14 protein-coding genes are annotated in these 13349 nt (G+C 40.1%); 13 read left to right on the top strand and 1 reads right to left on the bottom strand.

Annotated elements, in window-relative coordinates; genetic code table 11:
- The first annotated feature begins 151 nt into the window (after positions 1–151).
- From PCY12_RS01310 to PCY12_RS01265, 10 genes are all read left to right on the top strand, one after another.
- Complete coding sequence (locus tag PCY12_RS01310) at positions 152–850, top strand: N-acetylmannosamine-6-phosphate 2-epimerase (protein WP_173274690.1); 699 nt, start codon at positions 152–154, stop codon at positions 848–850.
- A 114-nt stretch (positions 851–964) separates the two neighbouring features.
- Entirely contained in the window at positions 965–2293 is a 1329-nt protein-coding gene (locus tag PCY12_RS01305) for an ABC transporter substrate-binding protein (protein ID WP_173261624.1), read from the top strand.
- 251 nt (positions 2294–2544) lie between these two features.
- A complete protein-coding gene (locus PCY12_RS01300; protein WP_161800615.1) occupies positions 2545–3411 on the top strand; it encodes a carbohydrate ABC transporter permease in 867 nt (288 codons plus the stop codon).
- A gap of 15 nt (positions 3412–3426) precedes the next feature.
- Entirely contained in the window at positions 3427–4266 is an 840-nt protein-coding gene (locus PCY12_RS01295) for a carbohydrate ABC transporter permease (RefSeq protein WP_001192008.1), read from the top strand.
- Positions 4267–4391: 125 nt separating this feature from the next.
- Complete coding sequence (locus PCY12_RS01290; protein WP_301351174.1) at positions 4392–4844, top strand: YhcH/YjgK/YiaL family protein; 453 nt, start codon at positions 4392–4394, stop codon at positions 4842–4844.
- Between the two features lie 134 nt (positions 4845–4978).
- Positions 4979–5623: a YesL family protein gene (locus tag PCY12_RS01285; protein ID WP_173228769.1), complete on the top strand. Its 645-nt coding sequence runs from the start codon at positions 4979–4981 to the stop codon at positions 5621–5623.
- Positions 5624–5796: 173 nt separating this feature from the next.
- Positions 5797–6714, top strand: coding sequence for a dihydrodipicolinate synthase family protein (locus PCY12_RS01280; RefSeq protein WP_001281495.1), 918 nt, complete (start codon positions 5797–5799; stop codon positions 6712–6714).
- Positions 6715–6731: 17 nt separating this feature from the next.
- The gene (locus PCY12_RS01275; RefSeq protein ID WP_301351173.1) at positions 6732–7616 is read left to right on the top strand and encodes an ROK family protein; all 885 of its coding nucleotides are present in this window, start codon (positions 6732–6734) and stop codon (positions 7614–7616) included.
- A 96-nt stretch (positions 7617–7712) separates the two neighbouring features.
- The gene (locus PCY12_RS01270) at positions 7713–8000 is read left to right on the top strand and encodes a hypothetical protein (protein ID WP_000150673.1); all 288 of its coding nucleotides are present in this window, start codon (positions 7713–7715) and stop codon (positions 7998–8000) included.
- Positions 7990–8340 (top strand): type II toxin-antitoxin system RelE/ParE family toxin, encoded by a 351-nt coding sequence (locus PCY12_RS01265; protein WP_033676577.1) that lies wholly within the window; start codon positions 7990–7992, stop codon positions 8338–8340. The genes PCY12_RS01270 and PCY12_RS01265 overlap by 11 nt, the downstream gene beginning before the upstream one ends.
- 61 nt (positions 8341–8401) lie before the next feature.
- Here the strand turns inward: PCY12_RS01265 and PCY12_RS01260 are convergent, their stop codons facing one another.
- A complete protein-coding gene (locus PCY12_RS01260) occupies positions 8402–9253 on the bottom strand; it encodes a MurR/RpiR family transcriptional regulator (RefSeq protein WP_301351172.1) in 852 nt (283 codons plus the stop codon).
- A 192-nt stretch (positions 9254–9445) separates the two neighbouring features.
- On the opposite strand from PCY12_RS01260, the gene pbp2b reads away from it, so the two are divergent.
- The 3 genes from pbp2b to PCY12_RS01245 all read left to right on the top strand — a co-directional run bounded on the left by pbp2b (position 9446) and on the right by PCY12_RS01245 (position 13330).
- A complete protein-coding gene (pbp2b, locus tag PCY12_RS01255) occupies positions 9446–11503 on the top strand; it encodes a penicillin-binding protein 2B (protein WP_301351171.1) in 2058 nt (685 codons plus the stop codon).
- A gap of 10 nt (positions 11504–11513) precedes the next feature.
- Positions 11514–12110, top strand: a complete 597-nt coding sequence (gene recR / locus PCY12_RS01250) for a recombination mediator RecR (RefSeq protein ID WP_000966754.1) — start codon at positions 11514–11516, stop codon at positions 12108–12110.
- Positions 12111–12286: 176 nt separating this feature from the next.
- Positions 12287–13330 carry a D-alanine--D-alanine ligase gene (locus PCY12_RS01245; RefSeq protein WP_301351170.1) on the top strand — a complete coding sequence of 348 codons (1044 nt, stop codon included), beginning with the start codon at positions 12287–12289 and terminating at the stop codon, positions 13328–13330.
- Positions 13331–13349: the final 19 nt, after the last annotated feature.

Below are 13349 nucleotides of genomic sequence, written 5' to 3'. Positions count from 1 at the left end.
CTTGCTCCTCTGAAAGTACTTTTAGAGGAGCTGTTTGACTTGGCTAGTTTTTGAAACTGAAATCTATTGTACTACAAACTCTTGAAAGCGTTTTATTTTTAAGGTATAATAATCTTATAGAAACAAAGAAAAAGGAAAAGGAGGTAAGAGGATGCCACATATTAGCAAAGAAGCCTTGATTGAGCAAATCAAAGATGGAATCATCGTTTCTTGTCAGGCTCTTCCTCATGAACCGCTTTATACAGAAGCGGGAGGGGTGATTCCCTTGCTGGTCAAAGCGGCTGAGCAAGGTGGAGCAGTCGGTATCCGAGCCAATAGTGTTCGCGATATCAAGGAAATCAAGGAAGTCACCAAACTTCCGATTATTGGAATAATCAAACGAGATTATCCGCCACAAGAACCCTTCATCACGGCTACAATGAAAGAAGTTGATGAATTGGCAGAACTGGACATCGAGGTGATTGCTCTGGATTGTACCAAGCGTGAACGATACGATGGCTTGGAAATTCAAGAGTTCATTCGTCAGGTTAAGGAGAAATATCCTAAACAGCTCTTGATGGCAGACACCAGTACTTTTGAAGAAGGATTGGCAGCGGTCGAAGCAGGAATTGACTTTGTCGGAACAACCTTATCAGGCTACACATCCTACAGTCCAAAAGTAGACGGCCCAGATTTTGAACTCATCAAAAAACTCTGCGATGCCGGTGTAGATGTCATTGCAGAAGGGAAAATTCATACACCAGAACAAGCCAAACAAATCCTTGAATATGGAGTGCGAGGTATCGTTGTTGGTGGCGCTATTACTAGACCAAAAGAGATTACAGAACGCTTTGTTGCTGGTCTCAAATAACACAATCTTAAAACAGAGGAGAGTGGTGGATGAGTAGGATGGAATGAAATCGCATACAAGAAATAAAGAACTCATTATCCAAGTTGGATACGCTTATTACATAGGAGAATACAGATGAAATTTAGAAAATTAGCTTGTACAGTACTTGCGAGTGCTGCGGTTCTTGGTCTTGCTGCTTGTGGCAATTCTGGCGGAAGTAAAGATGCTGGCAAATCAGGTGGTGACAGTGCCAAAACAGAAATCACTTGGTGGGCATTCCCAGTATTTACCCAAGAAAAAACTGGTGACGGTGTTGGAACTTATGAAAAATCAATCATCGAAGCTTTTGAAAAAGCCAATCCAGATGTAAAAGTGAAATTGGAAACCATCGACTTCAAGTCAGGTCCTGAAAAAATCACAACAGCTATCGAAGCTGGAACAGCTCCAGACGTACTCTTTGATGCACCAGGACGTATCATCCAATACGGTAAAAACGGTAAATTGGCTGAGTTGAACGATCTTTTCACAGATGAATTTGTTAAAGATGTCAACAATGAAAACATCGTACAAGCAAGTAAAGCTGGAGACAAGGCTTACATGTATCCAATTAGTTCTGCTCCATTCTACATGGCAATGAACAAGAAAATGTTAGAAGATGCTGGAGTGGCAAACCTTGTAAAAGAAGGTTGGACAACTGATGATTTTGAAAAAGTATTGAAAGCACTCAAAGACAAGGGTTACACACCAGGTTCATTGTTCAGTTCTGGTCAAGGGGGAGACCAAGGAACACGTGCCTTTATCTCTAACCTTTATAGTGGTTCTGTAACAGATGAAAAAGTTAGCAAATATACAACTGATGATCCTAAATTCGTCAAAGGTCTTGAAAAAGCAACTAGCTGGATTAAAGACAATTTGCTCAATAATGGTTCACAATTTGACGGTGGAGCAGATATCCAAAACTTTGCCAACGGTCAAACATCTTACACAATCCTTTGGGCACCAGCTCAAAATGGTATCCAAGCTAAACTGTTAGAAGCAAGTAAGGTAGAAGTAGTAGAAGTACCATTCCCATCAGACGAAGGTAAACCAGCTCTTGAATACCTTGTAAACGGATTTGCAGTATTCAACAATAAAGACGACAAGAAAGTCGCTGCATCTAAGAAATTCATCCAATTTATCGCAGATGACAAAGAGTGGGGTCCAAAAGACGTAGTTCGTACAGGTGCCTTCCCAGTTCGTACATCATTTGGCAAACTTTATGATGACAAACGCATGGAAACAATCAGCAGCTGGACTCAATACTACTCACCATACTACAACACTATTGATGGATTTGCTGAAATGAGAACACTTTGGTTCCCAATGTTGCAATCTGTATCAAATGGTGACGAAAAACCAGCGGACGCTTTGAAAGCCTTCACTGAAAAAGCGAACGAAACAATTAAAAAAGCTATGAAACAATAGTCCTTAGTTATTCTATAAAAAGTAGTTTTTTAAAGAACCTAAGAGTGTATACCCCCTTTTCCCTCTACACAGATAGTGTAAGAAAAGGGGGGCTTTTGTTTAAAATGTAAGAAATTGTCACGAAATTAAAATGAAGTTCTTACATAAGCGAATCATAAAAAATTTCATTTTGATTTTAAAACAGTTCAAGAAAGTCAAAAAATATTCTATTTGAAAGAGAGGTGCCGACTGTGAAAGTCAATAAAATCCGTATGAGGGAAACAGTGATTTCCTATGCTTTCCTAGCACCAGTGTTGTTCTTCTTTGTCATCTTTGTATTGGCTCCAATGATTATGGGCTTTATTACAAGTTTCTTTAACTACTCTATGACTAGCTTTGAATTTGTGGGCTTAGATAACTATATCCGTATGTTTAAAGATCCTGTCTTTACAAAATCTCTGATTAACACAGTTATTTTGGTTATTGGGTCTGTGCCAGTTGTTGTTCTCTTCTCACTCTTTGTAGCATCACAGACCTACCATCAAAATGCTATCGCTAGATCATTCTATCGTTTCGTATTCTTCCTTCCAGTTGTTACAGGTAGTGTTGCCGTAACAGTTGTATGGAAATGGATTTATGATCCACTATCAGGTATCTTGAACTTTGTGCTTAAATCAAGTCATATCATTACTCAAAACATTTCATGGCTTGGTGATAAGCACTGGGCTTTGATGGCGATTATGATTATCCTTTTGACAACTTCAGTTGGTCAGCCGATTATCCTTTATATCGCTGCCATGGGGAATATTGACAATTCATTGGTTGAAGCAGCGCGTGTTGACGGTGCAACTGAGTTTCAAGTTTTCTGGAAGATTAAATGGCCAAGCCTTCTTCCAACAACTCTTTATATTGCAATCATCACAACAATTAACTCATTCCAGTGTTTCGCTTTGATTCAGCTTTTGACATCTGGTGGTCCAAACTACTCAACAAGTACACTTATGTACTACCTTTACGAAAAAGCCTTCCAATTGACAGAGTATGGCTATGCCAACACCATTGGTGTCTTCTTGGCAGTTATGATTGCTATCGTAAGTTTTGTTCAATTTAAAGTACTTGGAAACGACGTAGAATACTAAAGAAAGGAGACAGCTATGCAATCTACAGAAAAAAAACCATTAACAGCCTTTACTGTTATTTCAACAATCATTTTGCTCTTGTTGACTGTGCTGTTCATCTTTCCATTCTACTGGATTTTGACAGGGGCATTCAAATCACAACCTGATACAATCGTTATTCCTCCTCAGTGGTTCCCTAAAATGCCAACCATGGAAAACTTCCAACAACTCATGGTGCAGAACCCTGCCTTACAATGGATGTGGAACTCAGTATTTATCTCATTGGTAACCATGTTCTTAGTCTGTGCAACCTCATCTCTAGCAGGTTATGTATTGGCTAAAAAACGTTTCTATGGTCAACGCATTCTATTTGCTATCTTTATCGCTGCCATGGCGCTTCCAAAACAAGTTGTCCTTGTACCATTGGTACGTATCGTCAACTTCATGGGAATTCATGACACTCTTTGGGCAGTTATCTTACCTTTGATTGGATGGCCATTTGGGGTCTTCCTCATGAAACAGTTCAGTGAAAATATCCCTACAGAATTGCTCGAATCAGCTAAGATTGACGGTTGTGGTGAGATTCGTACTTTCTGGAGCGTAGCCTTCCCAATTGTAAAACCAGGGTTTGCGGCTCTTGCAATCTTCACCTTCATCAATACTTGGAATGACTACTTCATGCAATTGGTAATGTTGACTTCACGTCAAAATTTGACCATCTCACTTGGGGTTGCGACCATGCAGGCTGAAATGGCAACCAACTATGGTTTGATCATGGCAGGTGCTGCTCTTGCTGCTGTTCCAATCGTAACAGTCTTCCTAGTCTTCCAAAAATCCTTCACACAGGGTATTACTATGGGAGCTGTCAAAGGATAAGAAACGATTTCTTTTACAGTATCAATTGGCTATTGCTAGCACTATCTAAAAGCCTCCGACAGTAAATGATACTGTTGGAGGTGTTAGTTTTAATCGCTTAATGACGATTTTTAAAGGAGAAAATAATGATTTTTGACGATTTGAAAAATATTAGCTTCTATAAAGGGATTCATCCCAATCTTGACAAGGCAATTGATTATCTTTATGAACATCGTAAAGATTCATTCGAGTTAGGAAAATATGATATTGATGGTGATAAGGTCTTTCTAGTTGTTCAAGAAAATGTCCTAAATAAAGCTGAAAATGACCAGTTTGAACATCACAAGACCTATGCAGACTTGCATTTGTTGGTAGAAGGGCATGAATATTCGAGCTACGGTTCACGTATCAAAGATGAAGCAGTAGCATTTGACGAAGCAAGTGACATTGGTTTTGTCCATTGTCATGAACACTACCCACTCTTGTTGGGTTATCACAATTTTGCGATTTTCTTCCCAGGAGAGCCACATCAACCAAATGGTTATGCAGGTATGGAAGATCAAGTTCGCAAGTATTTGTTTAAAGTTTTAATTGATTAGAATGATCAGCAGAGATAGCTGATGACTATCTTATTAAGTACTTTTGAAAATTGAGTTTAAGAGTTGAATCTTATCACTTGCTAAATCGGAATGATTTAGCAAGTGATAGAAATGAAATTATAGGGGGAGCAAAGATGTCACAAAAAGGAAGAAGTCTCATCAAGGCTGCATTTGATACAGATAATTTTCTAATGCGAATTAGTGAGAAGGTTTTAGATATTGTAACAGTCAATCTTCTCTTTGTAGTAACTTGTTTGCCAATCGTAACGATTGGAGTGGCTAAAATCAGCCTCTACGAGACCATGTTCGAAGTTAAGAAGAGCAGACGTGTTCCAGTTTTTAGAACCTATCTAAGAGTTTTCAGGCAAAATCTGAAACTAGGTTTTCAGTTGGGGATGTTAGAATTAGGAATTGTATTTCTAACTCTTTCAGATCTCTATCTTTTCTGGGGTCAAACAGCTTTGCCCTTCCAATTGGTTAAAGCTATTTGTCTAGGTATTCTGATTTTCCTTACCATTGTGATGCTGGCTAGCTATCCCATCGCTGCACGTTATGACCTATCTTGGAAAGAAATTCTTCAAAAAGGATTGATGTTGGCTAGTTTTAATGCTCCTTGGTTTATCTTGATGATTGCAATTATCTTTTTGATTTTGATGATTCTATATCTATCAGCCTTTACCCTGCTATTGGGAGGATCAGCTTTTATTCTCTTTGGTTTTGGACTTCTTGCTTTTTTACAAGTGGGAGTGATGGAAAAGCTATTTGCTAAGTATGAGTAAGGGGTGCAATTATTTCTGAAACTACTTTCAAACGCTCCAAACGCTATTCTATAAGCGAGAAACTAAAATCTAAGTGTCTATAAGATATTGAAAGCCTTTTCGGTAAAGTGTATACTAAAGAAGTAAAGAAAGAATCTGCTTTAGCAGAAAATAAAAATAATAGGAGAAAATCTATGTCAGATTTGAAAAAATACGAAGGTGTCATTCCAGCCTTCTACGCATGTTATGATGATCAAGGAGAAGTAAGTCCAGAGCGTACGCGTGCCTTGGTGCAATACTTCATTGATAAAGGTGTTCAAGGTCTTTATGTCAATGGTTCTTCTGGTGAATGTATCTACCAAAGCGTTGAAGACCGCAAGTTAATCTTGGAAGAAGTCATGGCAGTTGCCAAAGGGAAATTAACCATCATTGCTCACGTAGCTTGCAACAATACCAAGGATAGCATGGAACTTGCTCGCCATGCTGAAAGCTTGGGAGTAGATGCTATTGCGACGATTCCGCCAATTTATTTCCGTTTGCCAGAATACTCAGTTGCTAAATACTGGAATGATATCAGTTCTGCAGCTCCAAACACAGACTACGTGATTTACAACATTCCTCAATTGGCAGGTGTTGCCTTGACTCCAAGCCTTTACACAGAAATGTTGAAAAATCCTCGTGTTATCGGTGTGAAGAACTCTTCAATGCCAGTTCAAGATATCCAAACTTTTGTGAGCCTTGGTGGCGAAGACCATATCGTCTTTAACGGTCCAGATGAACAGTTCCTAGGTGGCCGTCTCATGGGTGCTAAGGCTGGTATCGGTGGTACTTATGGTGCGATGCCAGAACTCTTCTTGAAACTCAATCAATTGATTGCGGATAAAGATTTAGAAACAGCGCGTGAATTACAATACGCTATCAATGCTATCATTGGTAAACTCACTGCTGCACATGGAAATATGTACGGTGTGATTAAGGAAGTCTTGAAGATAAATGAAGGTTTGAATATTGGTTCTGTTCGTTCACCATTGACACCAGTGACTGAAGAAGATCGTCCAGTTGTAGAAGCAGCTGCAGCCTTGATTCGTGAAACCAAGGAGCGCTTCCTCTAATCCATAAGGAGGTATTTATGACATACTACGTTGCAATTGATATCGGTGGAACCAACATCAAATATGGTTTGATCGACCAAGAAGGCCAACTTGTTGAATCGTATGAAATGCCAACAGAGGCGCATAAAGGTGGACCTCATATCTTACAAAAGACCAAAGATATTGTAGCCAGCTATTTAGAAAAAGGCCCAGTAGCAGGTGTTGCCATTTCTTCTGCTGGGATGGTGGATCCTGACAAGGGTGAGATTTTCTATGCTGGACCTCAGATTCCAAATTATGCAGGAACCAAGTTCAAGAAGGAAATCGAGACTAGCTTTGCGATTCCTTGTGAGATTGAAAATGATGTCAACTGTGCAGGTCTGGCTGAGGCAGTATCTGGTTCAGGCAAGGGAGCGAGTGTGACCCTTTGCTTGACCATTGGAACAGGTATCGGTGGTTGCTTGATTATGGATGGGAAAGTCTTCCATGGATTTAGCAATTCAGCCTGTGAAGTTGGGTATATGCATATGCAGGATGGAGCTTTCCAAGACTTGGCCTCTACGACAGCTTTAGTGAAATATGTAGCTGAAGCACATGGAGATCCAGTTGACCAGTGGAATGGCCGACGCATTTTCAAGGAAGCCACTGAGGGCAATAAACTCTGCATGGAAGGTATTGACCGTATGGTAGACTATCTAGGAAAAGGTCTGGCAAATATTTGCTATGTGGCCAATCCAGAAGTAGTCATTCTCGGGGGTGGTATCATGGGGCAAGAGGCGATTCTCAAACCGAAAATCCGCACAGCCTTGAAAGATGCTTTGGTACCAAGTCTAGCTGAAAAAACACGATTAGAATTTGCCCATCACCAGAATACAGCAGGTATGCTTGGTGCATATTATCATTTTAAGACAAAACAATCCTAGTTTGGCTCAGCCAAACTAGGATTTTCTAATCAAATTCCCTTGACTTTCTTTATAATTGTGAGATAATAAATAAAATATATAAAGGAATTATATAAAATGACTATAGCGAATTCAAGTAAGATTGTGACCTTCCAAGCTAATAGAGAATTAGTAAATGATGCCATGGAAGTGTTAAAAGAAAAAAATCTTTCTCTTTCATCGGCACTTAGATTATTTTTAAAGAATGTTGCCGTAACAAATGAAGTAGATTTACTGAGTGAAGAGGAATTAGAGAAGGAGTATTTGTTTAGACAATTGCAAGCAGAAGTTCAAGAAAGTTATGCCAAGATTGAGGCTGGAAATTACTTGACAGATGAGGATGTCGTGACACGCTATGGATTATAAAAAATATAGGATTTTGTATTCTCCTAGAGTGATTGATAGTCTGGATAAAATATATCAGTATATAGCGGAGGAAATCGGTTCTGTAGAGGCTGCTAGACGAAAAGTAGCCAATATTAGAAAAGATATTAATCGGCTAGAAATTTTCCCCCAAGCTGGATTTGATGCCGATGAAAAATTTGGTAAGAAATTAGATCCTCACTACCAAACGCGAGGATTGACCTTGAGTAAGGATTACATCGTATTATATACAATTGTTGAGGATACCGTCAGACTTGCTTATTTACTCCCTTCAAAAAGTGATTACATGAAATTATTCAAGACTAAGTCAAGATATGACTAATGCATAATCTTGAAGAGGTATGTTTGGTGATGAATAACAATCCTAGTTTGGCTTAGCCAAACTAGGATTTTCTGATACGTTTTTGTCTACGATATCCGTTGAGTTTTTTATTTTCCCAGTAGCTATTAAAGATTTTCTCCTTGCTTTCGCGATTGATTTCCAAAAAGTAGGCATAAATCAAATCGATAAAGAAGAGCATAGGAAGTTGAGCGGATATTCGTTGGATGTAGGAAGGCTGGCTGTGGGTGGCTACAAGAACAGTCTCTGTGTAGGTCTGGCTATCTTTATTGGGAACACTTGTAAAGAGTACAGTCTTTGCCCCCATCTCCTTGGCATCTAATAGACTATCTAAAATAGAAGGTGTTGTGCCAGAAAGTGAGAAACCAAGTACGAGACAATTTTCATCCATAATACTGGTTGTCCAGGCAAAGCCGTCTTGATCGGTCAAGGCCTCGCAGACTACACCCAGACGCATGAACCGCAATTTCATTTCACGGGCAACAAGACCAGAACTCCCTGTTCCGAAGAAGTAGATACGCTCAGCATCTTCGATTAGCTGGGCAATTCGTTCTAGTTGGATTTCGTCAATCAAGTCCTGTGTTTGTTCCCTCATATTGCTATAACTTCTGAGGACTCGTTTGGTCAGTGGACTGTGCTTGGAGACTTGGTTGGCTTGATTTTCTGCCTGATGTTGGTATTGGAAAATAAATTCTCGGTAGCCAGTAAAGCCACATTTTTTAGCAAAACGGGTCAAAGCAGCTTGAGAAATATGTAATTTTTGGGTGACTTGTTGAGAAGATAAATCATCTGTAATCGTTTCAGCTTGCAAAAAATAGCGAGCGATTTCTTGCTCTAGGTCTGTCATTTCTTCAAAATGTGAATCAATGACAGTTGCGATATCTGGTTTGTCCATAGGGAAGGCTCCTTTAAATGAGTCGTATTGGAAAAAGACTAGATTATTGAACTTTTACATTCATTATAACATATAATATAGGGATGGATAAATAAAAACGTATCTTACTGTAAAAACGAAAAAAGCTTCTTTCTTTTCCATAATTTTCTGCTCAAATTATGGTACAATTAAGAGTAAGATTTTAAGTTAGAAATGAGACTGATTTGTATGAGAAAATTTAACAGCCATTCGATTCCGATTCGGCTTAATTTATTGTTTTCAATCGTCATTTTACTCTTTATGACCATTATTGGTCGTTTGTTGTATATGCAGGTTTTGAACAAGGATTTTTACGAAAAAAAGCTAGCCTCAGCTAGTCAGACCAAGGTCACAACCAGTTCTGCCCGTGGGGAAATCTATGATGCTAGTGGAAAACCTTTGGTAGAAAATACGTTAAAACAGGTTGTTTCCTTTACGCGTAGCAATAAAATGACGGCTACAGACTTAAAAGAAATAGCTAAAAAGTTACTGACTTATGTGAGCATCAGTTCGCCAAATTTGACAGAACGCCAGCTGGCTGATTACTATTTGGCTGATCCTGAAATCTATAAAAAAACAGTGGAAGCTCTCCCAAGTGAGAAACGCTTGGATTCAGATGGCAATCGTCTATCCGAATCAGAACTGTATAACAATGCGGTCGATAGTGTCCCAACAAGTCAACTAAACTATACAGAGGATGAAAAGAAAGAAATCTATCTTTTTAGTCAGTTAAATGCTGTTGGAAACTTTGCGACAGGAACCATTGCGACAGATCCTCTAAATGATTCTCAGGTGGCTGTTATTGCCTCTATTTCAAAGGAGATGCCTGGCATTAGTATTTCTACTTCTTGGGATCGAAAGATTTTGGAAACTTCCCTTTCTTCTATAGTAGGGAGTGTATCCAGTGAAAAAGCTGGTCTCCCAGCGGAAGAAGCAGATGCTTATCTTAAAAAAGGCTATTCTCTAAATGACCGTGTTGGAACCTCCTATTTGGAAAAGCAATATGAAGAGACCTTACAAGGAAAACGCTCGGTAAAAGAAATCCATCTGGATAAATATGGCAATATGGAAAGCGTGGATACAATTGAGGAAGGTAGTAAGGGAAACAATATCAAGCTGACCATTGATTTGGCCTTCCAAGATAGCGTGGATGCTTTGCTGAAAAGTTATTTCAATTCCGAGCTAGGAAATGGTGGAGCCAAGTATTCTGAGGGTGTGTATGCAGTCGCCCTTAACCCCAAAACAGGTGCTGTTTTGTCTATGTCAGGACTCAAACATGACCTGAAAACGGGAGAGTTGACTCCTGATTCCTTGGGAACGGTAACCAATGTCTTTGTCCCAGGTTCGGTTGTTAAGGCCGCTACCATCAGCTCAGGTTGGGAAAATGGTGTTTTATCAGGAAACCAAACCTTAACAGATCAGCCTATTGTTTTCCAAGGTTCAGCTCCAATTTATTCTTGGTATAAATTGGCATATGGATCTTTTCCTATTACAGCTGTGGAAGCCTTGGAGTATTCATCCAATGCTTACATGGTTCAAACCGCTCTTGGAATCATGGGCCAGACCTATCAACCAAATATGTTTGTTGGAACCAGCAATTTGGAAACAGCTATGGGAAAACTTCGTGCGACCTTTGGCGAATATGGCTTGGGGTCTGCGACTGGGATTGACCTACCAGATGAATCTACTGGATTTATTCCTAAAGAGTATAACTTTGCCAATTTCATTACCAATTCCTTTGGGCAGTTTGATAACTATACGCCGATGCAGTTGGCTCAGTATGTAGCAACTATTGCAAATGATGGTGTTCGTGTGGCTCCTCGTATTGTTGAAGGCATTTATGGTAATAATGATAAGGGAGGACTGGGCGACTTGATTCAGCAACTGCAACCGACAGAGATGAATAAGGTCAATATATCCGACTCCGATATGAGTATCTTGCACCAAGGTTTTTATCAGGTTGCTCATGGGACTAGTGGATTGACAACTGGACGTGCCTTTTCAAATGGTGCCTTGGTATCCATTAGCGGAAAAACGGGTACAGCCGAAAGCTATGTGGCAGATGGTCAGCAAGCAACCAATACCAATGCGGTGGCTTATGCCCCATCTGATAATCCCCAAATCGCTGTTGCAGTGGTCTTTCCTCATAATACCAATCTAACAAATGGTGTAGGACCTTCCATTGCGCGTGATATTATCAATCTGTATCAAAAATACCATCCAATGAACTAGAAAGGAAATTATGCTTTATCCAACACCTATTGCCAAGCTGATTGACAGTTATTCTAAGTTACCAGGTATCGGGATTAAGACGGCTACGCGTTTGGCCTTTTATACGATTGGGATGTCTGATGACGATGTCAATGAATTTGCTAAAAATCTCCTTTCTGCTAAGAGAGAATTGACCTACTGTTCTATTTGTGGTCGTTTGACAGATGATGATCCTTGCTCCATTTGTACCGATCCGACTCGTGACCAGACAACGATTTTGGTGCTAGAGGATAGTCGGGATGTGGCAGCCATGGAAAATATCCAAGAATACCATGGACTCTATCATGTCCTACATGGCCTCATTTCCCCTATGAATGGTATCAGTCCAGACGATATCAATCTCAAGAGTCTCATGACTCGTCTTATGGATAGTGAGGTTTCAGAAGTAATCGTAGCAACCAATGCCACAGCAGATGGGGAAGCGACTTCCATGTATCTTTCCCGCTTACTCAAGCCAGCTGGGATCAAGGTTACGCGCCTGGCGCGAGGCCTCGCTGTGGGAGCGGACATTGAGTATGCGGACGAAGTGACACTCTTACGAGCGATTGAAAATCGGACAGAGTTGTAAGTGTAGGCAAATTTACGAACTCCATTCATTTATAAAAAATCAAGGAGGCTGAAAATCGTACCTATCGGCCTCTTTTTGTGTAGTGTGATGAGTAAGGATTAGGTTCAAGTTTTAAAAAAACAAGCAAATATGATATACTAAAGAGCGAGTATTCTAGTAGAATTAGGACAAGTAATATGAAACAAACGATTATTCTTTTATACGGTGGACGGAGTGCGGAACGCGAAGTCTCTGTCCTTTCAGCTGAAAGTGTCATGCGTGCGGTTAATTACGACCGTTTCACAGTTAAGACTTTCTTTATCAGCCAGTCAGGTGACTTTATTAAAACGCAAGAATTTAGCCAGACTCCGGGGCAAGAGGACCGTCTTATGACCAATGAAACTATTGATTGGGATAAGAAAGTTGCACCAAGTGCTATCTACGAAGACGGTGCAGTAGTCTTCCCAGTTCTTCATGGTCCGATGGGAGAAGATGGCTCTGTTCAAGGATTCCTTGAAGTTTTGAAAATGCCGTATGTCGGCTGTAACATCTTGTCATCTAGTCTTGCCATGGATAAAATCACGACCAAGCGTGTGTTAGAATCTGCTGGTATTGCCCAAGTTCCTTATGTGGCTATCGTTGAAGGGGATGATGTGACTGCTAAAATCGCTGAAGTGGAAGAAAAATTGACTTATCCAGTCTTCACAAAACCATCAAACATGGGTTCAAGTGTCGGTATTTCTAAATCTGAAAACCAAGAAGAACTCCGTCAAGCTTTGAAACTTGCCTTCCAATATGACAGCCGTGTCTTGGTAGAGCAAGGGGTGAATGCTCGTGAAATCGAGGTTGGTCTCTTGGGCAACTACGATGTCAAAAGCACCCTACCAGGAGAAGTTGTCAAGGATGTTGCCTTTTATGACTACGATGCCAAGTATATTGATAACAAGATTACCATGGATATCCCAGCTAAAATCAGTGATGATGTGGTAGCTGTCATGCGTCAGAATGCAGAAACGGCCTTCCGTGCTATTGGTGGTCTCGGTCTATCTCGTTGCGATTTCTTCTATACAGATAAGGGAGAGGTTTTCCTAAACGAGCTCAATACCATGCCAGGTTTTACCCAGTGGTCAATGTACCCACTGCTTTGGGACAATATGGGAATCAGCTACCCAGAACTAATCGAGCGTTTGGTGGAACTTGCCAAGGAAAGTTTTGACAAGCGCGAAGCGCATTTGCTATAAGAATGAAAAGAGAGGGTAG

The sequence above is a fragment of the Streptococcus sp. SPS1 genome, assembly GCF_030439915.1.
Classification (GTDB): domain Bacteria; phylum Bacillota; class Bacilli; order Lactobacillales; family Streptococcaceae; genus Streptococcus.
Note: the sequence above shows the minus strand (reverse complement) of the source record. Positions and strands in the feature narration are given on the sequence as shown.

Excerpts from the sequence above, each read along its gene's own strand:
- PCY12_RS01310 (WP_173274690.1), top strand. The coding sequence starts at position 152 with ATGCCACATATTAGCAAAGAAGCCTTGATTGAGCAAATCAAAGATGGA.
- PCY12_RS01305 (WP_173261624.1), top strand. The coding sequence starts at position 965 with ATGAAATTTAGAAAATTAGCTTGTACAGTACTTGCGAGTGCTGCGGTT.
- PCY12_RS01300 (WP_161800615.1), top strand. The coding sequence starts at position 2,545 with ATGAGGGAAACAGTGATTTCCTATGCTTTCCTAGCACCAGTGTTGTTC.
- PCY12_RS01295 (WP_001192008.1), top strand. The coding sequence starts at position 3,427 with ATGCAATCTACAGAAAAAAAACCATTAACAGCCTTTACTGTTATTTCA.
- PCY12_RS01290 (WP_301351174.1), top strand. The coding sequence starts at position 4,392 with ATGATTTTTGACGATTTGAAAAATATTAGCTTCTATAAAGGGATTCAT.
- PCY12_RS01285 (WP_173228769.1), top strand. The coding sequence starts at position 4,979 with ATGTCACAAAAAGGAAGAAGTCTCATCAAGGCTGCATTTGATACAGAT.
- PCY12_RS01280 (WP_001281495.1), top strand. The coding sequence starts at position 5,797 with ATGTCAGATTTGAAAAAATACGAAGGTGTCATTCCAGCCTTCTACGCA.
- PCY12_RS01275 (WP_301351173.1), top strand. The coding sequence starts at position 6,732 with ATGACATACTACGTTGCAATTGATATCGGTGGAACCAACATCAAATAT.
- PCY12_RS01270 (WP_000150673.1), top strand. The coding sequence starts at position 7,713 with ATGACTATAGCGAATTCAAGTAAGATTGTGACCTTCCAAGCTAATAGA.
- PCY12_RS01265 (WP_033676577.1), top strand. The coding sequence starts at position 7,990 with ATGGATTATAAAAAATATAGGATTTTGTATTCTCCTAGAGTGATTGAT.
- PCY12_RS01260 (WP_301351172.1), bottom strand. The coding sequence starts at position 9,253 with ATGGACAAACCAGATATCGCAACTGTCATTGATTCACATTTTGAAGAA.
- pbp2b (WP_301351171.1), top strand. The coding sequence starts at position 9,446 with ATGAGACTGATTTGTATGAGAAAATTTAACAGCCATTCGATTCCGATT.
- recR (WP_000966754.1), top strand. The coding sequence starts at position 11,514 with ATGCTTTATCCAACACCTATTGCCAAGCTGATTGACAGTTATTCTAAG.
- PCY12_RS01245 (WP_301351170.1), top strand. The coding sequence starts at position 12,287 with ATGAAACAAACGATTATTCTTTTATACGGTGGACGGAGTGCGGAACGC.